Raw genomic sequence first — 21,297 nt, 5'->3', positions numbered from 1 at the left:
CGATCCTCCGCGTCGGGTTGCGTGCGAGGGAGCAGCGCCGGGTCAGGCCGCCGCCAGGGCGTCGCGCAGGGCCGCCGCCTGCGTGCGAATGGCCTGCAGCCGCGCCGGCTCCAGGCGTTCCAGGTTGCGCCACATGAGTGCGGTGCGCGGATGGCCTGAAAAGCGCTCCCGGTGGCGGGCCAGAAAGTCCCAGAACAGCGTCGTAAAGGGGCAGGCGGTCTCACCCACTGCCTGCTTCGGGTCGTAACGGCAGTCGGCGCAGCAGTTGCTCATGCGCTGGATGTAGGCGCCGCTCGCGGCATAGGGCTTGCTGGCCAGCAGACCGTCGTCGGCGAACTGGCTCATGCCCAGGGTGTTCGGCGCCTCCACCCATTCCACCGCGTCCACGAACATGGCCAGATACCAGGCGTGGACCTGCTTGGGCTCCACGCCGAGCAGCAGGGCGAAGAGCCCGGTGACCATGAGCCGCTGGATATGGTGGCCGTAGCCGCGGGCCACCACCTGGCCTACGGCGTCGGCGAGACAGGCGTAGTCGGTGTCGCCGCTCCAGTAGAAGGCGGGCAGGGGCTGGTGGGCATCCAGGGCGTTGCGCTCCAGATAGCCCGGCATGCGCTGCCAGTAGATGCCGCGGACGTACTCGCGCCAGCCCAGGATCTGCCGCACGAAGCCCTCCACCGAGGCGATGGGCGCGCGACCCGCCCGATAAGCCGCAACGGCGGCGTCGATGGCGTCGCGCGGGTCGAGCAGCTTCAGGTTCAGCGCCGCCGAGAGGCGGGCGTGATACAGGTAGGGCTCGCCGGTCCAGATGGCGTCCTGGTAGGGTCCGAAGGCGGCGAGCCGATGGTCGATGAAGTCCGTGAGCGCCGCCTGCGCCTGCGCCGGCGTCACCGGCCAGTCGAAGTGATCCAGACCCCCGGGGGCATCCGCAAAGCGCTCCTCGACCAGCTGCATGACCTCTTGGGTGACGGCGTCCGGCGCAAAGCCGAGCGGCGCCGGCAGCAGGCCGGGACCCTGTTTGCCGAAGGTCTTGCGGTTGTCTTTGTCGAAGTTCCAGGCGCCGCCCGCGGGCGCGCCGTCGTCCATGAGCACGTCATGGCGCTTGCGCATCCAGCGGTAGAAGTGCTCCAGCCGCAGCTCTTTGCGCCCCTCGGCCCAGCTCGCGAAGTCCGGCAATGGGCACAGGAAATGGCCGTCCTCCAGGACGCGCAGTGGGACGCCGGCCCGCGCACAGACAGCCGCGATGGCGGCGTGCAGGCGGTGCTCGCCGGGCTGTACCAGGCAGACCTCGTCGGGCTGAAGCCTGTCGAGATCGGCGGCCAGCGCCGCGTCGATGCCCGGGTGCTCGTGGGCGTCCAGCGCCAGGTAGCGGACCCGCAGCCCGGCCTTGGTCAGGCGCTCCCGGAAGTGGCGCATGGCGGACAGGAAGAGCACGGTGCGAGCCTTGTGGGAGGGCACATGCGTCGCCTCGGCGGGCGCCTCGCACAGCCACACCAGGTCGCGGTCCGGTTCCGTGTCGTCGAACAGCCGGCTGTCGCGGTTCAGCTGGTCCCCCAGCACCAGCAGCAGCCGGCGGACGGGCGCGGGGGTGTGCGTCGGGTCGGTGGTCATGGACGGCGGCTTCCGGCGCGTGCGGATGCGTGGTGACGGCTGCCTGTCATGCGGACTGCCCGGCGTCAGGCGCCGGCCGCAGCGGACAGCGGGGTGTCGTCGGCGGCCTCGCGATAGGCCAGCTGACGGGCGAAGAGCGCACGCACGCTGTCGATGTGATCGGCCTCCGCCGCGGACTTGTCGCGGCGGTAGCCCCTGACGCGAGCAAAGCGCAGCGCGAGCCCCGCTGGATACTGGCGGCTCTGCTGCAGCTCGTTGAAGGCGATCTCCACCACCAGCTCCGGGCGCACGTGCACCACAGGGCCGTCGCGGCCGATCTCCCGCTCCAGCAGCGCCTGCGTCTGCCAGTCCAGCAGCTTGTCCGTGAGCCCCTTGAAGGTCTTCCCGAGCATCAGATACCCGCCGGCGCCGTCCCGGCAGCCGAGATGCAGGTTGCTGAGCCGACCGCTGCGCCGCCCGCTGCCCCACTCGGCGGCGAGCACCACCAAGTCCAGGGTGTGCGCCTGCTTGATCTTGAGCCAATGGCTGCCGCGACCGCCGGCGGCGTAGGGTGCCGCCGGGTCCTTGGCCATCAGCCCTTCGTGCCCGGCGTCGAGTGCGGCCTGAAGAAACGCCGCCGCCGCCGCGGGCGTGGGCGCCGCGAGCCGCGGAATCACCAGCGCCGGCGGCAGGGCCTCGGTGAGCGCGGCATGGCGCCGGTGCGTAGGCGCATCGATGAGCGTCTCGCCCTCGATGGCCAGGCAGTCGAAGCAGAACACCCGCAGCGGCAGCGCGGCGCGCAGGGTCGCGTCGTCGCTGTGGCGGCCGAAGCGGCGCATGGTGGTCTGGAAGGGCAGCGGGCGGCCGTCGGCGGCCACCGCCAGGGTCTCGCCGTCCAGCACCAGCTCGCGGGCGGGCAGCGCCGCGACAGCGTCAACCAGCTCCGGCACGGCGGCGGTGACGGCATTGCCCTGGCGGCTGTAGACCTGCACGGAGTCGCCCTGTTTGTGGATCTGTACCCGGGCGCCGTCCAGCTTGTACTCCAGGATCGGCCGCGGCAGCTGCGTCAAAGCCGCATCCAGGTCCGCCGCGGGCTGGGCCAGCATGGGCAGGACGGGTCGGAAGAGCTGGAGCCGCAGGGCATCCAGTCCGGGGCGGCCCTCGGTGCGGGCGATGCCGGCCACTTCCGCGACATCGCCGCGCAGCATCTGTGCCCGCCGGACGCATCCGACGGGGATGTCGAAGGCGGCGGCGACGGCGTCCAGCACCAGGGATTCGAGCGCCCCCTGGCGCAGCTCGCCGAGCAGCAGGCGGGCCAGGTACCGCTGCTCGGCGTCGGTGGCCTGTGCAAAGAGGGCGGCGAGCGTCTCGGCGCGACGCGCCTTCGCCCCGCTGCCCGAGATCCCGGCAACCGCATAGAGCTGCGCCGTGGCCTGTGCAAGCGTCAGCGACGGCCGCGTTGCGGCCGGCGTCGCCAGGGCTGCCCGCACCTGGGCCGGGCCGATGCCCAGGCTGTGCGATGCCGCCTCGCCAGTGCACCAGCGCGCGGCGGTGCCGATGTCCGCGGCATCGGCGCCGCGCAGGAGCTGGGCGAGCCGTCCGACCTTGTCGGCGCGGCTGCGCGTGGCCGCCAGGTCTGCGGCGGCCTGGGCGAGGTCCTGGACGCTCAGCATGTCGTCCGGCCGGGGCCGCCGCGGGCCGTCAGTGGTACTGCTCGGTGGTGTAGTGCCCGGGCTCGTGGCGCTTGTGGCGCTGCATGCCGTGTGCCTCCAACCAGGCGCGGACGTCTTTGATCATGGCCGAGTTGCCGCAGAGCATGAAATGGCTGTCCTCTGGGCTGATCTCGGCATCGGCGGCCGCCTGCAGCGCGCCGTTCTCCAGCAGGTTGGTGATGCGGCCCTGCAGCGCCGTTTCGCTGCTGTCGCGGGTGAGGGCAGTGATGAAGGTGAAGGCGTCTTCGTGTGCCGCCTGGATCTCGGCGATGGTCTCGCCGTAGCTCAGCTCACCGGCATTGCGCGCGCCGTGCACCAGGATCACGCGCTCGAACCGCTCCCAGGGCGCTGCGGTCTTGAGCATGGCCAGATAGACGCCGAGCGCCGTGCCCGTGGCGAGCATCCACAGGTGCCGGCGCGAGACCACATTGTCCATGGTGAAGACGCCGCTCGCCTTGTCCGACACCCAGATGCGGTCGCCGATCTCCAGGTCCGAGAGCTTGGGCGTGAGCGGCCCCTCGGGGATCTCGTTGAAATAGATCTCCAGCGGGCGCTCGTCCGGTGAGTTCACCAGGGAGTAGGGGCGGCCGACGCGCTCGCCGTCCACGTCCAGCGCCACCTTGATGTACTGTCCCGCCGTGAAGTCCGGCAGCGGCGCGTCGATCTGCAGGCTGTAGAGCTCCTGCGACCAGTGCCGCTTACCGGCGATCTTGCCTTCGAGCCATTCGGCCATGGATGCTGCTCCTCGCGTTGTTCTGAAACCGGTCTGATGCTGAAACGGCCAAGCTTGGTTCGACGGGCCGGCATTTCAAAGGCTGTACAGGATTTGGACAGGCACCGCCGGCTGCTGACGGCCCGGAGTGGGAGGGTGCCTGTCAGGGCATTGTGATCAGTTCTGCCCCCTCCATATCGCCGGTGTCCAGGTTTTGTTTAACCCGCACAATCGGAGCGCACCGATGATCCGCATCCACCAACTCACCCCGATTCTGCTTCTGCTGGGAGGTTTGCTCATGACAGACAGCGCCACCGCCGACTGCGCACCGACGCTCAACTTCGAAAAGCGCCGTCTCGCCGGCGACGAGACCGTGAACCTGTGCGAGGCCTACCAGGGTAAAGTCCTGCTGGTGGTCAACACCGCAAGCAAGTGCGGCTTCACCGGCCAGTACGAAGGCCTGGAAGCCCTGTACGACAAGTACCGCGAGCAGGGCCTGGTGGTGCTGGGCTTCCCGTCCAACGACTTCGGTAATCAGGAGCCGGGCTCCGAGGCGCAGATCAAGGACTTCTGCCGGCTTACGTACTCGGTGGAGTTCCCCATGTTCGAGAAGGTCAGCGTCAAGCGGGGTAAGGCCGACCCCTTCTACCAGTACCTGGCGCAGCAGACCGGCGTCTATCCGAAGTGGAACTTCTACAAGTACCTCATCGACCGCGACGGCAAGGTCGTGGACGTGTACTCCAGCATCACGTCGCCCAGCAGCAAGAAGCTGGTGCGCACCATCGAGCAGCTGCTGGCGCGCCCGGCGTCGTCCTGAGCCGCCGGCTGCGGCGGCATGCCGTACTGAAGGCGTCAGCGCCCCCAGGCAGCGCCCGCTTCGGCTAGACTGCGCGGCGGAGGTCACCGACTCGCAGCCACGCCCGCCCGATGCTCTATCTGCTTGCCCTGCCGTTGTTGATCATTGTCGGCGTGCTGGTCTTCCTGCTGCTTCAGCCGGGGGAGATCAGCGTGCGCCGCTCGCTTGTCATCCACTGCCCGCCGGAGGCTGCCTTCGCGCAAGTGCGCGACCTGCGCGGCTGGCCGCAGTGGAGCCCCTGGCTGCTGCACGAGCCCGATGCGGCGCTCAACTGGAGCGACGACCCGGGCGCAGAGCGCGGCTGGTACGCCTGGAGCGGCCGGCTCATCGGTGCCGGGCGCATCACGCATGTGTCCCTGCACCCAACGGAGCGCATCGAGCAGCGCATCGACTTCAAGCGCCCGTTCAAGTCCACCGGCGCCGTGAGCTGGGAATTCCGGGCGACCACGCAGGAGGACGTGCCCGCGACCGAGGTCTTCTGGACCATGCGCGGGCGCATGGCCTTTCTGGTGCGCTTCATGGCGCCCGCCATGGCGCAGCTCATCGGCAAAGACTTCGAGCTGGGCCTGGTGCGCCTGCGCGCCCTGCTGGAACCGGGGGCACCCAAGCTCGACATCCGCTTCTGCGGCGTCGAGCAGCGCGCAAAGACGCTGGCGCTGACGCTGCCCTTCGACGGCGGCCGCGATGAGGTGGCAGCGGCCATGCGCGCGGGCTTCGAGCGGCTTGCGGCCACCGCCGCCGAGCATGGCATCGAGCCCATCGGCCCGCCCTTCTCGGTGTACTACCTGGCGGACGCCAAGTCCGGGCGCCTGTGCTGCGACATGGCGCTGCCGGTGCCCGCCGACGCCCACTTGGGCGAGCTGACGCACCGGCGCTTCGACGGCGGCCCCTGCCAGGTGACCGAGGTGCAGGGCAGCTGGGACTTCATGGAGCTGGCCTGGCATGCGGCGCTTGCCCACCTGCGCATGACCAAAGCCGTCTGGGAGCGATCACGCGGCTCGATGGAGGAGTATGTCGCCGGCCCGGACGCCGTGGCGGATGCGGACCAACTGGTCACCCGCATCTGGCTGCCGGTGAAGGCGCACAAGGGCTGATGCCGGGTCGCCGCGTGCCGGATCATGCTCGTTGAGGCCTGCTACAGCCAGCCCTTGCGCCGCAGCAGCCACAGCTGCACCAGGGCCACCAGGAGCAGAAACAGGCACAGGATCACGAAGGCCAGCGGATCATCGGCGTCCGGGATGCCGGCCACGTTCACGCCGAGCAGGCCGGTGACGAAGCTGAGCGGCAGAAAGATCGCGGTGATGACCGTGAGGGAGTAGACGCGGCGCTCGGTGGTCTCGGAGGAGCGCTGCAGGATCTCGTCCTGGGTGATCTCGGTAATGTCACCGGCGGCGACGAGGCCCTCGATGGCGTGCTGGCAGCGGTGCACGACCTCCCGCACCAGGCGGCGGTCCGCAGCGCCGAGCCAGGACTCGCGGGCGGCAGCGAGCTGGCTCAGGGCGCGGCGCTGTGGCGTGAGATGGAAGCGCATCAGGATCATGCGCCGGCGCAGGGTGGCGAGCTCGGCCACCAGGTTCTCGGGGTGGCGGGCGCGGTTGCCGGCACGGCCGATGCGCTGTGTGGCCCCCTGGAGCTCCTCCAGCACGTCGTCGGTGTGGGTCATGAGCCGGTCGGCGAGGTCCGCGACGATGCCGCCGATGTCCGCCGGCCCGGTGCGGCGGCGGATCTCCGCCTGCAGATCCTCGACGGCGCGCAGGCGCTCGGTCTGACAGCTGACGAGGCGGCGGCCGTCGGTCCACAGACGTGCCGCCACCATGTCCCCGGGCACCGCGTCGAGACCCTGGTCGATACCCTTCAGCACCAGCAGCAGGTGCTCGCCGCGCCGGGCCAGCCGAGGCATGGCCCTGGGCACGGTGAGTGCCTCCACGGTGAGGCTGTCCAGGCCGCTGTCCTCGCGCAGCCAGCGCCGGGCGTTGGGATGGCGCAGGTCCAGGTGGAGCCAGGTCTGGCCGTGGGGCCAGGGGCCGGTGAGGTCGGCCCAGCCGATGGGCGTGCCGCCGCCCGCGCCGTCCAGGCGGTAGGCGAAGGCGAGGCCGAACCAGTTGTGCAGGCGATCGAGCGCGGGCATGGGCGTGTCGGGCTGGGCGTGCTCAGCCCGCGTCGGTGCCCGCTGGTGTCGCGCGGGCGCCACGGTGCAGGCGTATCTCGAGCGGCTGTGCGGAGCGCAGGTGAATGTCGCGCTGCGGGAACGCGATGCCGATACCGGCGGCACGGAACCTGTCGTCGATGGCCTGGTGCAGCGCGGTGATGGTGTCGAGCCGATAGTCCATGTCCTGGAGATAGCAGCGCAGCACCAGCGTCAGTGCATCGTTGCCGAAGCCCTCGAAGGTGATCAGCGGCGCCGGGTCCTCCAGCACGTGCTCGTTCTCGCGGGCGACGTCGGCGAGGATCTGCAGGGCCTTGCGCGTGTCGCTGCCGTACTCGACCCCCACGGGGATGACGATGCGGTTGATCTGGTCGGTGAGGGTCCAGTTGGTGATGCGGCCGGTGATGAGCTCTTTGTTCGGCACCAGGAGCTCCTGGCGGTCCCAGTTGCGCACCGTGGTGGCGCGGATCTCGATGCGGGTGACCACGCCAGTGGTCTCGCCGATGGTGACGATGTCGCCCACCCGCACCGGTCGCTCGAAGAGGATGATCAACCCGCTGATGAAATTGGCGACGATTTCCTGGAGGCCGAAGCCGATGCCGACGCCGAGCGCCGCCACCAGCCATTGCACCTGACCCCAGGACAGGCCCAAGGCGCCGAACACCAGGAGCGCGCCGACGGCCGTGATGGCATAGCCCGTCAGCGTGATGATGGTGTAGCGGCTGCCGGCGCTGACGCGGCTGCTCTGCAACAGCAGGATTTCCAGCAGCGCCGGCAGGTTGCGGGCGGCCATGACGGCGGCGACGATGATCACCAGCACCAGCCCGAGATCCGCCAGTGTCACCGGAATGGCCTGCTCCACGCCGTCCACCGTGCCGGTGTAGCGCCAGAGCGTGAAGCGGTCGAAGAAATTGAGCGCCGGCAGCACCTCGGACCAGATGAGCCACAGGCCCACCGCGGCGGCGACGTAGATGGACAGGTTCAGGAGCCGCCGGGTCTGCGCATCCAGCGAGGCCAGGTCCACGGTGCCTTCCTGCACCGCCAGCGCCTCGGCGCCGGCGGCCTCGGCGGCGCGGGCGGCCTCGCGCTGGGCGCGGCGCTCCAGCGCGGCGTTGAGCGCCAGGCGCCGCCGCGTCACCAGCAGCCAGCGGGCGATGAGCTGGTGCGCGATGACCAGCCCGAGCGCCAGCCAGAGCTCGTTGACGAGCGATCGCAGCAGCACGCCCGAGGTGTACAGGAAGCCGCTGAGCGCGAGCCCCGCGAGCACCAAGGGCACCGCCACCAGAAACGGGTACCAGAGCATGCGCAGGCGCGTGTACCAGGCGTCCGGATGCTCGGCGAGGACGTGCTTGAGAATGCCCCGGGTGGGGTGCAGCACCACTGCGGTCAAGACGGCGAGGCCGAGGTCGAACAGGCCCAGTGATAGCCGCCCGAGGGTCGCTGCGAAGACCGGATTCTGCTGGTTGTGCAGCATGGCGGCGATGAAGCCCACCGGCACCAGCAGGGTCGCTGCGATGTATGCCGAGCGGCGCAGCAGCACCAGGGTATCGCTGCGCCAGCGGAAGTGCCGGTCGGCGACGCCGCCGCGCAGGCAGAGCATGCGGAAGGCGAGGAGATAGTAGAGCGCCGGCACAATGGCGATGAACGCGGCGCCCACGGCCTTGACGAAGCCGTCCGCCGCCGGCGAGATGCGCAGCACATGGCCCAGCGTCACGGCCAGGAGCGGCCAGGGTGCGGCGGCCAGGAGCGTCAGCCCAAGCGCCGTCAGGGTATAGCGGAAGCGGTCGGTGCTGATGCGGCGCAGGGGCTCGGCGCTGGCCCGGATGGCCCGGCGCAGCGCCGCATTGCGCCAGAGCAGCAGCCCCACCACGCCGACACCCAGCCAGAGCGCCGGGGAGCGCGTCGCCTCCGTCGCCAGGGCGTTGCCCACGCCGGCCCAGTTGCGCGGACTGATGACCCAGATGATCGCCGCCGGCAGCGCGGCGAAGGACTGCTCAGTGATCGGCCCGATGCTGCGCACCCAGAGCAGGCGCTCCGACAGGTACCGGTCGTAGCGCTGCACCAGCTCGCGCAGCTGCTGCCCAGCGAAGTCCACCTCGCCAAGTGCGCGGCGATAGCTGTCCTCCAGGTCCAGGGCGGTGCGCAGGAGGCCGCGCCGGGTTTCGCCCTGGGCGCGCAGCGCCGCGCGCAGCCGGTCCTGGTCCACCTGCTCGAGCTGCGCCGGCGGCAGCTCGGCGACGGCCGTGTCCACCCAGGCATCGAGGTCGTCCAGCTGGCGCAGCTCCTCGCGCCAGCGGATGCTGCGCAGGGTGCTCTCGGCGATCTGATCGGCACGCTCCGCGGCGGACCGGCGCAGCCGCCGGGCATCCGGGAGCCGGCCGCGCTGCTCGATGAGCACCTGCCCCTGGGCGCGATTCAAGCCCGCGGCCTCCAGGCGCTCGCGGGCGTTGGCGAAGTCCTCTTCGATGCGCGCGCGCTGCCGCTCCAGGTCGCTGCGCTGCTCGTCGAGCTGATCGAGCTCCGCCGTGGTCTTTGCCACCGCCTCGCCCAAGTGCGTGTTGCGCTCGGCCCAGGTCCGCACCAGCGGATGGGCGCCGGCGGCGGCGGCACGCTCGTCGGCCAGCTTCTGCTGGACGGTCTCGGCCGCCTGTCGGCGCAGCGCGTCGGCCCGGTTCTCCAGCAGTGCGCGGCGGGCCTTGGCGCGCTCCAGGGCGGCGCGGGCTTCATCGCGCCGGGCGAGGGTGAGCTCGCGGCGGGCGCCTGCGCTCACGAGCTGCTGCTCCAGCATCTGCCGCTCGGCGCGCAGGGCGGAGCGGCGGGCCTGCCGCGCCCAGCTCTGGATCTCCCGCTCCGGGTCGGCGCTTGTGTCCGGAGCATCCGCCGGCGGCCCGAGCTCGGTGAGCCGGGCATCGATGGCGGCGATGCGCTCGCGGATCTGCGTCGGATTCAGGTCGCCTGCTTCCAGGGCTTCGGACAGGCGGGCGATGCGCGCCTCCAGGGCAGCGATCTCCGCCTGCTCGGCGCTGATACGCGACTCGACGATCGGGAGATCGGCATCCTCCGGCAGATCCAGGGTCTCCGCCGACGGCGGGGCATTCGCGGCCTCGGCAAGGGCGCTGCCGATGGCCTGTGTTTCCGCCGGCGTCTGCTCGATGGCGGCGGCATAGTCGGCGGCGGCGGCCTGAAGGCGTGCCGCGTCGGCCAGGTCCTTGAGCACAGTGTTGAGCTCGCCCGTGAGGCGCTTGCGCTCTTCGTCGGCGAGATTGGTGGCCGCTTCGATCTCCTCCAGGCGCTGCTCCACCAGGGCCCTGGTGCGGCTGCCGTCGCCGGTGACCGTGGTCGTGGCCGCGGGTGGCTCAGCCTGGGGCTCTGCATGGAGCTCGGTCGGGGGCTCGGCATCGGGTCCTGTATTGGACTCGCCATCGGGCTGGGCGGCGGCCGCAGTGCACAGCAGCAGGGCAGCCCACAGCCACCGCCGGCGGGCGGCGGGCCGAAGCGGTGGAGCGAAGCGGGGTATCACGGCGATGTCGGGTCCTGGCTCAGCGTGGGGGGCGCTATTGGAAACGCAGCCCGCGCTGGGTGCAATGCTTGCGCGGTTGGGCGGGGTGCCGGGCCGACCACGCCGGCGGCGGCCAGCCGGGCCGGATGCCGCGGGGATGGACTTATGGCGTCGCCGGCGCTGCGCCGGGTGATCAGCGTCGCCCCGATCGGCGTCCTTCTCGGCGCTCCGCCTTCTCGGGGTTGCGCAGCAGCACGTACACCGCTCCTGTGCCGCCATCGCCGCGGGTCGCCGAGCAGAAGGCCAGCACCTCCTCCCGCAGCCTGAGCCAGTAGTTGACCTTGCACTTGAGGACCGGCTGGCGGTTGCCGGAGCCGCGGCCCTTGCCATGGATGATGCGCGCGCAGCGCACCCGCCGGTGGCCGCAGTCGGCGAAGAAGGCCGCGAGCACGCGCCGCGCGTGCTCCACACGCAGCCCGTGCAGATCCAGCTCCAGCTGCGGCTCGATGCGCCCGCGCTGGAGCTCGGCGACGACGCGCTTCTGGATGCCGGGCCGCGCGAAGAGCAGATAGTCGTGGGTCTCCACCTCGCTTTCCAGCAGCGGCACCGGCTCGTCGCCGCTGTCTTCCTGCGGTTGCGGGCGCGGCACCGGGGGAGGGCGCTCGCGGAAGGGCTCGGCGTGATTCGCCTCGAGCGGCTCGACGTCACCCATCGCGCTGCGAAACATTTCCGAATCAGATTCGTGGAGCCGTTTTCTCATCTGACTTATGATATGTGATGGGCGAGGTGGCTGGCGCGTACATGTGTCGGGCGGGGGCCGAGAACGCCACCCCGGGGGCGATGCCGGTATCATGTCCACGGCGCCGGACGCTTGCGCCGCGTCGCCTTCACGACCCTGTAGAGTCGTTGATGTGGGGCCTGCGGACAGGGGTGGAAACCGGGCGCCGCCGCCCACCACGGCATCGGGTGCCCGGGCCCCGCAGCGCCCGGCCGGGATCAGCTTCGCCGCAGCCGCGCAGCATGAACATACTCATCAGCAACGACGACGGATACCGCTCCCCGGGCCTGCACGTGCTCGCCGACGCCTTGTCGAGGCTCGGCCGGGTCACCGTGGTCGCCCCGGATCGCGACCGCAGCGGCGCCAGCAACTCGCTGACGCTGGACGTCCCCATCCGCGCCGAGCGGCTGGACTCCGGCATCATCCGCGTTAACGGCACCCCGACGGACTGTGTCCATCTGGCCCTCACCGGCCTGCTGGACGAGGAGCCGGATCTGGTGGTGGCCGGCATCAACCATGGCCCGAACCTGGGGGATGATGTCATTTACTCGGGCACGGTGGCCGCGGCCACCGAAGGCCGTTTCCTTGGGCTGCCGGCCATTGCCGTGTCCATGGCCGCGCACCAGCCGCAGCATCTCGACACCGCCGGCGCTGTCGCGGCGCGCCTGGTGGCCGGACTGCGGGATGCCGAGCTGAGCCCAAGCACCATCCTGAACGTCAATGTGCCGGACCTGCCGCTCCAGGCGCTGCGCGGGGTGGTCGCGACTCGCCTCGGGCACCGGCACAAGGCGGAGTCCGTGAGCCGCATCGAAGACCCGCGCGGGCGGCCCATGTACTGGATCGGCCCGGCGGGGCCGGAGCAGGACGCCGGCGAGGGCACGGATTTCTTTGCGCTGCGCTCGGGCTGCGTGTCGGTGACACCCATCCAGATCGACTTGACGCGCCACGCGGCGGTGCCCTCCGTCGGCCGCTGGCTGGACGAACTGCCTTGATGGCCGGCGGCGTCGTCACGGACACCGCCGCGTCTCGCGTGCCGGGCCATGCCCGGGCGCGACTGCGGCTCGGCGAGCGCCTCGCCGCCGCAGGCATCTCGGATGAGCGTGTCATTGCCGCCGTGACCCAGGTCCCGCGGCATCGGTTCGTGGACGAGGCGCTGGCGACCCACGCCTACGAGGATGCGGCACTGCCCATCGGTCACGGGCAGACCATCTCCCAGCCCTACACGGTGGCGCGGATGACCGCAGCGCTGCTGGCGCCGGGCTGTTGCTCCACGGTGCTTGAGATCGGCACCGGGTCGGGCTACCAGACCGCCGTGCTGGCGGCCCTGGTGCGGCGTGTCTACAGCGTCGAGCGACTCGCCGTGCTGTGGCAACGGGCCGAGGCCAGGCTGCGGGAGCTGCGCTGCCGCAACGTGCGGCTTCGGTACGGTGACGGTGCGCTCGGCTGGCAGGAGTATGCGCCCTTCGACGGCATCCTGATCACGGCGGCCGCAAACGGCGTGCCGCGGCAGCTCGCGGCCCAGCTCGCCCCCGGCGGGCGCATGGTGCTGCCGCTGAATGGCCAGGATGGTCAGCTGCTCGTGCGGCTGACACGCACGTCAGTCGGCTTTCGGCACGAGGTGCTGGAGCCCGTCACTTTCGTGCCGCTGTTGGGCGGGGTCGCCTGATGGGCGGCCGTATACAGACGCCGGATCGGCCGCAGTCGCAGCGCTCAGCGCGTCACGCTGCCCGGGCGCAAGCGCCTGACTCGCCCTCTGCCGTGTGCCGACACGGTCCGGGTCGCGCGCTGGCGCTTGCGGCGAGTCTGCTGCTGGCGGCACTGCTTGCCGGTTGCGGCGCGGGCGGGCTCGCGCCCGTGGACAGTCGCGACGGCTATGGGCCGGCACCGCCCGGCTACTACCGCATCCGCCCTGGCGACACCCTGAGCGAGATCGCCGAGCGCAAGCGCATCCGCATGCGCACCCTTGCGGGCTGGAACGGTCTCGGTCCGCCCTATGTGATCGTGGCCGGTGATCTGCTGCGGGTGGAGCCGCCGGACGGGCGCTCCAGCCCCGTGCGCAGCGTCGCCCAACGCAGCGCCGGGCGCTCCTCCACGCCGCAGCGCGCACGCACGGTGAAGACCGTCGCGCGCACCAGCGCGGCAGCGGCCGGAGCGGACGCGGCGAGCTCCGGCATCAGCTGGGTCTGGCCTGTCCAAGGCAAGGTCCGGCAGGGCTTCCGCAGCGGGGACCGCACCCGCCAGGGCGTGCGCATCGGCGTCGCCGAGGGCACGCCCGTGGGCGCGGCTGCCGACGGAACAGTGGTTTACAGCGGCAGTGGACTCAAGGGATACGGCAACCTTATCATCGTGAAGCACAACGCCCGCTATCTGAGCGCTTACGGCTTCAATCGCGAGCTGCTCGCCCGTGAAGGCGATCGCGTCAAGCGCGGCCAGCGTGTTGCCGTCGCCGGTCGTGCGGCCAACGGCGAGGGCTTGCTGCACTTCGAGATCCGCCGCAACGGCGTCGCCGTGGATCCGCTTCGCTTCCTGCCGCCGTCGCGCTGAGGTGGGCACCGTTACCAAGGGTGCGCCGGTAGCCCGAGCGCATGCCGCAGCCGCTTGAGGGGTGTCCCATGTCCACGCAAGAACGCGATGACGCGCCGGACACGGAAGGTCTGCCGGAGGACGAGGACATGCTGCTCTCGGGAGAGGGCGAGGATGCGCCGCAGGACACCGACTCCGAGCTTGCCGCTGCCGATGACGCGGACGACGACGCCGACGCCGACGAGGAGGAGCAGGCCCCGGCGCACCGCTTCTCCGCCGGTGACGGCGACTTCGATGCCACCCGGCTGTACCTGAACGAGATCGGCGAGTCCAAGCTGCTCACCGCCGAGGAAGAAGTCCACTACGCCCGCCTCGCCCAGCAGGGGGACGAGCAGGCGCGCTCGCGCATGATCGTGAGCAACCTGCGGCTGGTGGTGAAGATCGCCCGTCGGTACCTGAACCGCGGGCTGCCGCTGCTGGATCTCATCGAGGAGGGGAACCTGGGACTCATCCGGGCCGTCGAGAAGTTCGATCCGGAGCGGGGCTTTCGCTTCTCCACCTACGCCACCTGGTGGATTCGCCAGACCATGGAGCGGGCCATCATGAACCAGACGCGCACCGTGCGTCTGCCCATCCACGTGGTCAAGGAGATCAACGTCTACCTCAAGGCCACCCGCATGCTGGCGCAGCAGCTGGACCACGAGCCGAGCACCGAGGAGGTGGCCGAGCTGCTGGACAAGCCCATCGGCGAGGTCAAGCGCATGCTCGGTCTGAACGAGCGCATCGCCTCTGTGGACACGCCCTACGGCAAGGACGCCGACAAGCCGCTGGTGGACATGTTGCCCGACGACAGCGCGCAGGACCCGAGCGACGACATCCAGGACGCGGACATCCACACCAACCTGGATCACTGGCTCGACAAGCTGAACGACAAACAGCGCGAGGTGGTGGAGCGGCGCTTCGGGCTGCACGGTTACGAGCACTCGACCCTGGAGCGCGTGGCCAACGAGCTCGGTGTCACCCGGGAGCGCGTACGCCAGATTCAGATGGACGCCCTGCGCCGTCTGCGCGACATCCTGGAGAAGGAGGGCTTCTCCGTGGAGTCTTTCTTCAAGTAGCCCGAAGCGCGCGGCGCACCCGCATGCGGGTCTGTCCGGTGGGTGTCCGATGGGGCATCCGCACGGCTGCTCGCGGGGTGTCTGCGCCCCGCCTCGACTGTACCCGCGGCGCGCCCGCCCAGCGCTGCCGTCAAGCAAGCTGCGAGCCAGGAGCTTCAGGCACGGCCCGTCCGCCCAGCACTGCCGGCGAGCCCCGCCCGCGCCATCAAAAATGGCAGAGAAATAAGGGGTTACGCTGACAGGGCTATTGCCTCATCCACCTGTGCGAGATCAAGAAAATCGCGATTTCCGGGGCCTGCCCCCAATCCCGACCGTGGTCCTCAGCTTGACTTTCGCCCGGTGATGAATTGTCATTGCGCGGTCTTGGCGTTGTGGTCACAGCGCACGATTTCCAGGGTGGAAAACCCCAAGCGAAAGTCCTTTTTTCTCTAGTCCGTTAGAGGGTCCTATGGAAGCCACTGCCGATCGGCTAGCCGAACAAAAATACAGTTTCGACGTTGTACGCTGGTTCACGATCATGGCGGTCGTGTACCTGGTCGTGGGTGCGGCTGTCGGCGTCTACATCGCTTCGGAGCTCGCCTGGCCGTTCCTGAACTTCGACAGCCCCTACCTGTCGTTCGGCCGTCTGCGCCCGGTGCACACCAATGCCGTCATCTTCGCCTTCGGTGGCTGTACCCTGATGGGCACGGCCTTCTACACCGTCCAGCGCACCTGCGGCGTGCGGATCTGGAGCGAGAAGCTCGCCTGGTTCACCTTCTGGGGCTGGAATGCGGTCATCGTGCTCGCGGTGCTCACCCTGCCGCTGGGGCTCACCCAGTCCAAGGAGTACGCCGAGCTGGAATGGCCCATCGACATCCTCATCGCTGTGGTCTGGCTCGCCTTCACCGCGAACTTCGTCATGACCATCGCCATCCGCAAGACCTCGCACATCTATGTGTCGAACTGGTTCTTCCTCGGCATGATGGTGATGATCGTCTATCTCCACGTCGTGAACAGCCTGTCCATTCCGGTGGGCCTGTTCAAGTCCTACAGCATCTTCTCGGGCGTCCAGGACGCCATGATCCAGTGGTGGTGGGGCCATAACGCGGTCGGCTTCTACCTCACCGCGGGCTTCCTCGGCATCATGTACTACTTCGTGCCGAAGCAGGCGAATCGCCCGGTCTACTCCTACCGCCTCTCCGTCATTCACTTCTGGGCGCTGATGTTCGGTTATGTCTGGCTCGGTGCGCATCACCTGCAGTACACCGCATTGCCGGACTGGACCGGCTCGCTCGGGGCCGCTGTGTCGCTTGCCATGATCATCCCGTCCTGGGGCGGCGCGGTGAACGGCATGATGACGCTGTCCGGTGCCTGGGACAAACTGCGCACCGACTACGTCCTGCGCTTTCTGATCATCGCGCTGGCCTTCTACGCCATGTCCACCTTCGAGGGTCCGGTCATGTCGCTGAAGACAGTCAACGCCCTCTCTCATTACACGGACTGGACCATCGGCCACGTGCACTCGGGTGCCCTGGGCTGGGTCGCCGGCATCTCCATCGGGGCCATCTACCACCTGATGACGCGTCTTTGGCACACGGAGATGTGGTCGGAGAGTCTGGTGAACGTGCACTTCTGGACCGCCACCATCGGCACGGTCATTTATGTTGTCGCCATGTGGGTGTCCGGCATCATGCAGGGGCTGATGTGGCGGGCCTATGACGAGTACGGCACGCTCGCCTACACCTTCGTCGAGTCCGTCGCCGCCATGCACCCGTACTACGCCATGCGCGCCGTGGGCGGCGGTATCTTCCTGCTCGGCGCCGTCATCATGCTGTTCAACATCCTGATGACGGTGCGCAAGGCCTCGGTCCAGGGCAGCCTGCGCGAAGCGCGCGCCAGTGGCCTCACCCCCGCCGCAGCCTGAGCCCCCAAGGCCTAAGACAAGAATCTGGAGTATTGCAATGTCCGACAGCAACACCCCTCCGAAGGGTCTTCAGGAGCGTTTGGAGCGCAACATCTGGGGGATGCTCATCGTGGTCGCCATCGTGCTGTCCGTCGGTGGCATCGTGGAGATCGTGCCGCTCTTCTACCTGAAGAGCACGGAGGAGGCCAACCGCTTCCCGGAAATCGTCTGGAACAAGGAGAATCCAGGCGCCGAGCCCATTGTCACGGTCAACGCGGAAGGCAAGGAGCAGTGGAACTGGCAGCCGGGTGACGGTGTCCGTCCTTACACAGCCCTGGAGCTCGCCGGCCGCGATATCTACCAGCGCGAAGGCTGCTACCTGTGCCATTCGCAGATGGTGCGGCCCTTCCGCGACGAGCGCGAGCGCTACGGGCACTATTCGCTGGCGTCAGAGTCCATGTTCGACCATCCGTTCCAGTGGGGCTCCAAGCGCACCGGTCCGGACATGGCACGGCTCGGCGGTAAGTACTCCGACGAGTGGCACCGCCAGCATCTCGTAGACCCGCGCTCTGTGGTGCCGGAATCCGTGATGCCGGCGTATCCGTGGTTGCAGGACCGCATGGTCAAAGGCAAGCGCATGCAGCGCCACATGCGTGGCCTCCGTGCCATCGGCGTGCCCTACAATGATGCAGACATCGAGAACGCTCCGGCCCTCGTCGAGGGGAAGACCGAAATGGACGCGATGATCGCGTACCTTCAGGTCCTGGGCATCATGGCGAAGCTGGAACCCGGCGTCGATTACCGGCAATAAGATGTCGGACTACTTCCAGACCGACTGGGGCGCGATGACGGCGACTGATTGGGTCGGCCTGATTCTCACCGTCGTCATCTTCGTCCTGATGGTCATCGCCTACTTCCAGGTGTTCCGGCCGAAGAACCGCGACTCACTCGAATCCAGAAAGCACATCCCCTTCGAAGAAGATATCGAAGATTCCGGAGACAACGATGGCGGAAAATAACCCTTTCCCCGGTGAAAATAACACCGGCCACTTCTGGGACGACAACCTGCGCGAGCTGAAGAACCCGCCGCCGCGTTGGTGGATGATCGCCTTCTGGGCGTCCGTGGCCTGGTGGGTGCTTTATGCGATCCTCTATCCCATGTGGCCGGCGCTCCCGGGTCAGTCGGACGGGGAGAACGACTTCACGCGGGGCATCCTCGGCTGGACCTCCATCAAGGAGTACAAACAGGGTGTGGAGCAGGTGGAGGCGGTGCGTGCGCAATATGACGAGCAGATCGCCGAGATGACCCCGGCGGAGATCATCGAGGACCCAGGGCTGCTCCAGTACACCCTGGCGTCGTCGAAGGTGCTGTTCGGCGACTACTGCGCCGGCTGCCACGGCAGCGGCGGCCAGGGCAACCCGGGCTACCCCGTGCTCGCTGACGATGACTGGCTCTATGGTGGCTCGCTGGGGAAGATCACGGAGACCATCAGCAACGGCCGCAAGGGCGCCATGACCGCCCACGCCGACATCCTCACCGAAGCCGAGATCGACCAGCTCGCAAACTTCGTGGTCGACCTGGCCGAAGACGGCGAGGGCAGTGAGGCGGGCTGGGCGCTGTACAACGAGAAGGGCTGCCAGGCTTGCCACGGTGCGGAGGCCAACGGCGTGCTCGCGGAGCTGCCGAACGGCGACATCGTCACGGTCGGGGCCGCGAACCTCACCGACAGCATCTGGCGCTTCAGGCCCGGCGGCTACGAGAGCGCGAAGCACACCATCAAGTACGGCGTGAACCAGTCCGGTGTGGAGCAGACGCGCGACGCGGTGATGCCGGCCTTCTCCCAGCAGGGCCAGCTTGAGGGCAAGCTGTCACCGCAGCAGATCAAGATGCTGACGGTGTACGTGCACCAGTTGGGCGGCGGACAATGACAATAAGGCCGCAGGCCGCGCGTCAGCCAGCGGTGGCTGACGGGGCCTGCCGCGGAATCGACACGAGGAGAGGAGGAGAGCATGCACTTAGACGCGGTCTTCTGGGGCTCGATTCTCAGCGTCATCATCGCCATCGTCATCTTCGTCTATCTGGGCTTCAAGGTCGTGAAGCTCATGAACGAAGACGCAGAGCGACATAAGGGCGAGGGCGAGCAGCAATAGAATAAGACAATCGGGGAGGAGAGGCGGAGCACGGGGATCGCTGCGATCCCCGTTTTTTTTGGCAAGTGTCTCGCGGGTGCCGAAGCGGCAGCGTGCGCGCCGATGGCGATTGATGCGGCCGGACTTCACGGCTCTGCGAAAGAACGACGGTGGACCCGATGTCTGAGAACCTTTCCGGTGGGGCACAGCCCGCAGGGATGGATGAGATCTATGCCGAGGCGGAGCAGTGGCACGTCAACACCGGCAACGAAACCATCCACGCCAAGCGCATATCTGGTCGCTGGCGCACCATCAAGTGGCTGGCCGCCTCTGTCTGGCTGATCTTCTTCCTTGGGCCGTATCTGCGCTGGGACGGTCGCCAGGCGGTGCTCTTCGACATCCCGAACCGCCAATATCACCTGTTCGGCGTGACGGTGCTGCCCCAGGACTTCTGGATGCTGTCGCTGCTGCTGCTGTTTTTCGCCATCCTGCTGGCGGTGGCTACGGCGCTGGCGGGGCGGGTCTATTGCGGGTATTTCTGCTTCCAAACGGTCTGGACCGATGTCTTTACCCTCATCGAAGAGAAGCTCGAGGGCAACCCCGCGCAACGCCGCAAGCTGGCCTCGGCACCGCTCACCGCGGAGAAGATTCGTGTCAAGGCCATCAAGCACCTGAGCTGGATGGTGATCGGCTTCGTTACGGGGTTCAGCTTCGTGGCGTGGTTCTACGGCGCCGGCAAGCTGTGGCAGGACTTCTTTGTCGGTAATGCCAACGCGGCGGTCTATGCAGCGGTGGCGCTGTTCACCGTAGGCACCTATGTGCTGGCCGGCTGGCTGCGCGAGCAGGTGTGCTTCTGGCTCTGCCCCTACGCGCGCATCCAGGGGGTCATGCTGGACCGCACCACCGTGGTGCCCACCTACGACGAAGGGCGCGGCGAGCCCCGTGGGCGCATGCAGAAGGGCGAGACCGAGGCCACGCGCACCACCGGCGACTGCGTCGACTGCAATCAATGCGTGGCCGTCTGCCCCACGGGCGTGGACATCCGCAACGGGCAGCAGGAGGGGTGTATCACCTGCGGCCTCTGCATTGATGCCTGTAACGCCGTCATGGACAAGCTGGGCCGCCCGCGCGGGCTGATCCGCTATGCCTCCCTGGACGAGATCGAAGGCCAGTCCGTGCCGCCGATGATCGCGCGCCCGCGCGTCTGGGTCTATGGGGCCATTCTGGTGCTGGCGCTCTCCGGTATCATCTACGGCCTGTCGTCGCTGGCCGCCATCGAGCTCAAAGTGCTGCACGAGCGCGCCCCGCTGTTCGTCCAGCTGAGCGACGGCTCGATCCAGAACAAATACACGCTCAAGGTGCTGAACAAGACCAACGAAGACCTCATGGTCTCGGTGTCCGTCGAGGCGGACGTGCCGGTGACGGTGACGGGTGCGGAGGAGCCCATCGCGGCCAAGCATGGCGAGGTCAACCCCGGTATCGTCTTCGTCAAGATTGATCGGGATCATCTCGACGCCGAGAGCGTGCCGCTCACCTTCGTCGCCAGCGCGACGCAGCCGGACGGCACGGAGGTGCAGGCGACGCGCGAGAGCGCCTTCTTCGGTCCCAGACCCTGATTGAGATCGCTTATGCAGAACCAACCCTTTGCCGCCGCAGGCGGCGCGCGCGCGGTGGATGCGCCGGCAGGGCAGCGCCCTGCGCGTCGCTGGACCTGGAAAAACCCCTGGGTGATCGGCTGGATCAGCGCGGTTCTGGTGGTGCTCGGCGCCAACATCACCATGGTGACCCTCGCCATTGCCACCAATCCCGGCCTGATCCGTGACGACTACTATGAGCGGGGCCGGGACGTTGAGCGCACCATCCAGACGCGCCTGGCAGAAGGCCCGCAGTGGACTATCCAGATCGATACGCCAATGGATATCCGCGCAGAGCAGGCGGGCAGGGTGCGCTTCGCCGCCGTGGACAAGGTGGGGCAGCCGGTGCGCCCGGAGGCGGTAACCTATTTCGCCTATCGCCCGTCCGATGCCGAGCGGGACTTCTCTCAGCCCATGACCCAGGTCGGCCCGGGGCTCTATGAGGCGGAGGTGAGCTTCCCGCTCGGCGGCGTCTGGGACACGGTGGTGTCGGTGCAGGACGGCGGCGCTCAGCACAGCTTCGCCGAGCGCATCAGCGTTGCCCAGCCCTGAAGTCGCCCAGCCCTGAAGCCGCCCGACCCTGAGTCCAAGGGTAAGAACGGGCGGCGCCGGTTGCGGGCGCCGCCGGGTCTGCCCATACCATCGCAGGTCCTGCACCGGCGTCTTCCGACCATCCGCCTCCCGCGCCTGCTCGCCCCCTGGGGCAGGTCCATCACCCCG

19 protein-coding genes are annotated in these 21,297 nt (G+C 68.6%); 13 read left to right on the top strand and 6 right to left on the bottom strand.

Features of this window, described 5'->3' with window-relative positions; all coding sequences use genetic code 11:
• Nucleotides 1-42 precede the first annotated feature (42 nt).
• From QZ607_RS10155 to QZ607_RS10145, 3 genes are all read right to left on the bottom strand, one after another.
• The gene (locus tag QZ607_RS10155; RefSeq protein ID WP_295882420.1) at nt 43-1,608 is read right to left on the bottom strand and encodes a cryptochrome/photolyase family protein; all 1,566 of its coding nucleotides are present in this window, start codon (nt 1,606-1,608) and stop codon (nt 43-45) included.
• 65 nt (nt 1,609-1,673) lie between these two features.
• Nucleotides 1,674-3,260 (bottom strand): ATP-dependent DNA ligase, encoded by a 1,587-nt coding sequence (locus QZ607_RS10150; RefSeq protein WP_295882418.1) that lies wholly within the window; start codon nt 3,258-3,260, stop codon nt 1,674-1,676.
• A 28-nt stretch (nt 3,261-3,288) separates the two neighbouring features.
• On the bottom strand, nt 3,289-4,032 hold the full coding sequence (locus tag QZ607_RS10145) for a ferredoxin--NADP reductase (protein ID WP_295882415.1): 744 nt from the start codon (nt 4,030-4,032) through the stop codon (nt 3,289-3,291).
• Between the two features lie 277 nt (nt 4,033-4,309).
• On the opposite strand from QZ607_RS10145, the gene QZ607_RS10140 reads away from it, so the two are divergent.
• Together QZ607_RS10140 and QZ607_RS10135 are read left to right on the top strand one after the other, a co-directional pair.
• Nucleotides 4,310-4,828 carry a glutathione peroxidase gene (locus tag QZ607_RS10140; protein WP_295882413.1) on the top strand — a complete coding sequence of 173 codons (519 nt, stop codon included), beginning with the start codon at nt 4,310-4,312 and terminating at the stop codon, nt 4,826-4,828.
• A gap of 110 nt (nt 4,829-4,938) precedes the next feature.
• Nucleotides 4,939-5,961, top strand: coding sequence for an SRPBCC family protein (locus QZ607_RS10135; RefSeq protein ID WP_295882411.1), 1,023 nt, complete (start codon nt 4,939-4,941; stop codon nt 5,959-5,961).
• A gap of 41 nt (nt 5,962-6,002) precedes the next feature.
• On the opposite strand, the gene QZ607_RS10130 is transcribed toward QZ607_RS10135, so the two are convergent.
• From QZ607_RS10130 to QZ607_RS10120, 3 genes are all read right to left on the bottom strand, one after another.
• Nucleotides 6,003-6,995: a CorA family divalent cation transporter gene (locus tag QZ607_RS10130; protein WP_295882409.1), complete on the bottom strand. Its 993-nt coding sequence runs from the start codon at nt 6,993-6,995 to the stop codon at nt 6,003-6,005.
• Nucleotides 6,996-7,017: 22 nt separating this feature from the next.
• Nucleotides 7,018-10,533: a mechanosensitive ion channel domain-containing protein gene (locus QZ607_RS10125; RefSeq protein ID WP_295882408.1), complete on the bottom strand. Its 3,516-nt coding sequence runs from the start codon at nt 10,531-10,533 to the stop codon at nt 7,018-7,020.
• A 172-nt stretch (nt 10,534-10,705) separates the two neighbouring features.
• Nucleotides 10,706-11,272 (bottom strand): Smr/MutS family protein, encoded by a 567-nt coding sequence (locus QZ607_RS10120; protein ID WP_295882406.1) that lies wholly within the window; start codon nt 11,270-11,272, stop codon nt 10,706-10,708.
• A 260-nt stretch (nt 11,273-11,532) separates the two neighbouring features.
• On the opposite strand from QZ607_RS10120, the gene surE reads away from it, so the two are divergent.
• The 11 genes from surE to QZ607_RS10065 all read left to right on the top strand — a co-directional run bounded on the left by surE (nt 11,533) and on the right by QZ607_RS10065 (nt 21,129).
• Complete coding sequence (surE, locus tag QZ607_RS10115) at nt 11,533-12,282, top strand: 5'/3'-nucleotidase SurE (RefSeq protein ID WP_295882405.1); 750 nt, start codon at nt 11,533-11,535, stop codon at nt 12,280-12,282.
• Nucleotides 12,282-12,956, top strand: a complete 675-nt coding sequence (locus QZ607_RS10110; protein ID WP_295882403.1) for a protein-L-isoaspartate(D-aspartate) O-methyltransferase — start codon at nt 12,282-12,284, stop codon at nt 12,954-12,956. The genes surE and QZ607_RS10110 overlap by 1 nt, the downstream gene beginning before the upstream one ends.
• Nucleotides 12,957-13,048: 92 nt before the next feature.
• Entirely contained in the window at nt 13,049-13,834 is a 786-nt protein-coding gene (locus tag QZ607_RS10105; RefSeq protein ID WP_295882383.1) for a peptidoglycan DD-metalloendopeptidase family protein, read from the top strand.
• Between the two features lie 68 nt (nt 13,835-13,902).
• Complete coding sequence (gene rpoS / locus QZ607_RS10100) at nt 13,903-14,931, top strand: RNA polymerase sigma factor RpoS (RefSeq protein WP_295882381.1); 1,029 nt, start codon at nt 13,903-13,905, stop codon at nt 14,929-14,931.
• A gap of 448 nt (nt 14,932-15,379) precedes the next feature.
• A complete protein-coding gene (ccoN, locus tag QZ607_RS10095; RefSeq protein ID WP_295882380.1) occupies nt 15,380-16,834 on the top strand; it encodes a cytochrome-c oxidase, cbb3-type subunit I in 1,455 nt (484 codons plus the stop codon).
• A gap of 37 nt (nt 16,835-16,871) precedes the next feature.
• Nucleotides 16,872-17,624: a cytochrome-c oxidase, cbb3-type subunit II gene (ccoO, locus tag QZ607_RS10090; protein WP_295882379.1), complete on the top strand. Its 753-nt coding sequence runs from the start codon at nt 16,872-16,874 to the stop codon at nt 17,622-17,624.
• Nucleotide 17,625: 1 nt separating this feature from the next.
• Nucleotides 17,626-17,832 carry a cbb3-type cytochrome c oxidase subunit 3 gene (locus QZ607_RS10085; protein ID WP_295882376.1) on the top strand — a complete coding sequence of 69 codons (207 nt, stop codon included), beginning with the start codon at nt 17,626-17,628 and terminating at the stop codon, nt 17,830-17,832.
• Nucleotides 17,819-18,742: a cytochrome-c oxidase, cbb3-type subunit III gene (ccoP, locus tag QZ607_RS10080; RefSeq protein WP_295882374.1), complete on the top strand. Its 924-nt coding sequence runs from the start codon at nt 17,819-17,821 to the stop codon at nt 18,740-18,742. The genes QZ607_RS10085 and ccoP overlap by 14 nt, the downstream gene beginning before the upstream one ends.
• Before the next feature lie 81 nt (nt 18,743-18,823).
• On the top strand, nt 18,824-18,964 hold the full coding sequence (locus tag QZ607_RS10075) for a hypothetical protein (protein ID WP_295882373.1): 141 nt from the start codon (nt 18,824-18,826) through the stop codon (nt 18,962-18,964).
• 158 nt (nt 18,965-19,122) lie between these two features.
• Nucleotides 19,123-20,559 carry a cytochrome c oxidase accessory protein CcoG gene (gene ccoG / locus QZ607_RS10070; RefSeq protein WP_295882371.1) on the top strand — a complete coding sequence of 479 codons (1,437 nt, stop codon included), beginning with the start codon at nt 19,123-19,125 and terminating at the stop codon, nt 20,557-20,559.
• A gap of 12 nt (nt 20,560-20,571) precedes the next feature.
• Complete coding sequence (locus QZ607_RS10065) at nt 20,572-21,129, top strand: FixH family protein (protein ID WP_295882369.1); 558 nt, start codon at nt 20,572-20,574, stop codon at nt 21,127-21,129.
• Nucleotides 21,130-21,297: the final 168 nt, after the last annotated feature.

The organism is uncultured Thiohalocapsa sp. (assembly GCF_913063425.1).
Taxonomy (GTDB): Bacteria; Pseudomonadota; Gammaproteobacteria; order Chromatiales; family Chromatiaceae; genus Thiohalocapsa.
This window is presented reverse-complemented; position numbering and strand designations above follow the sequence as displayed.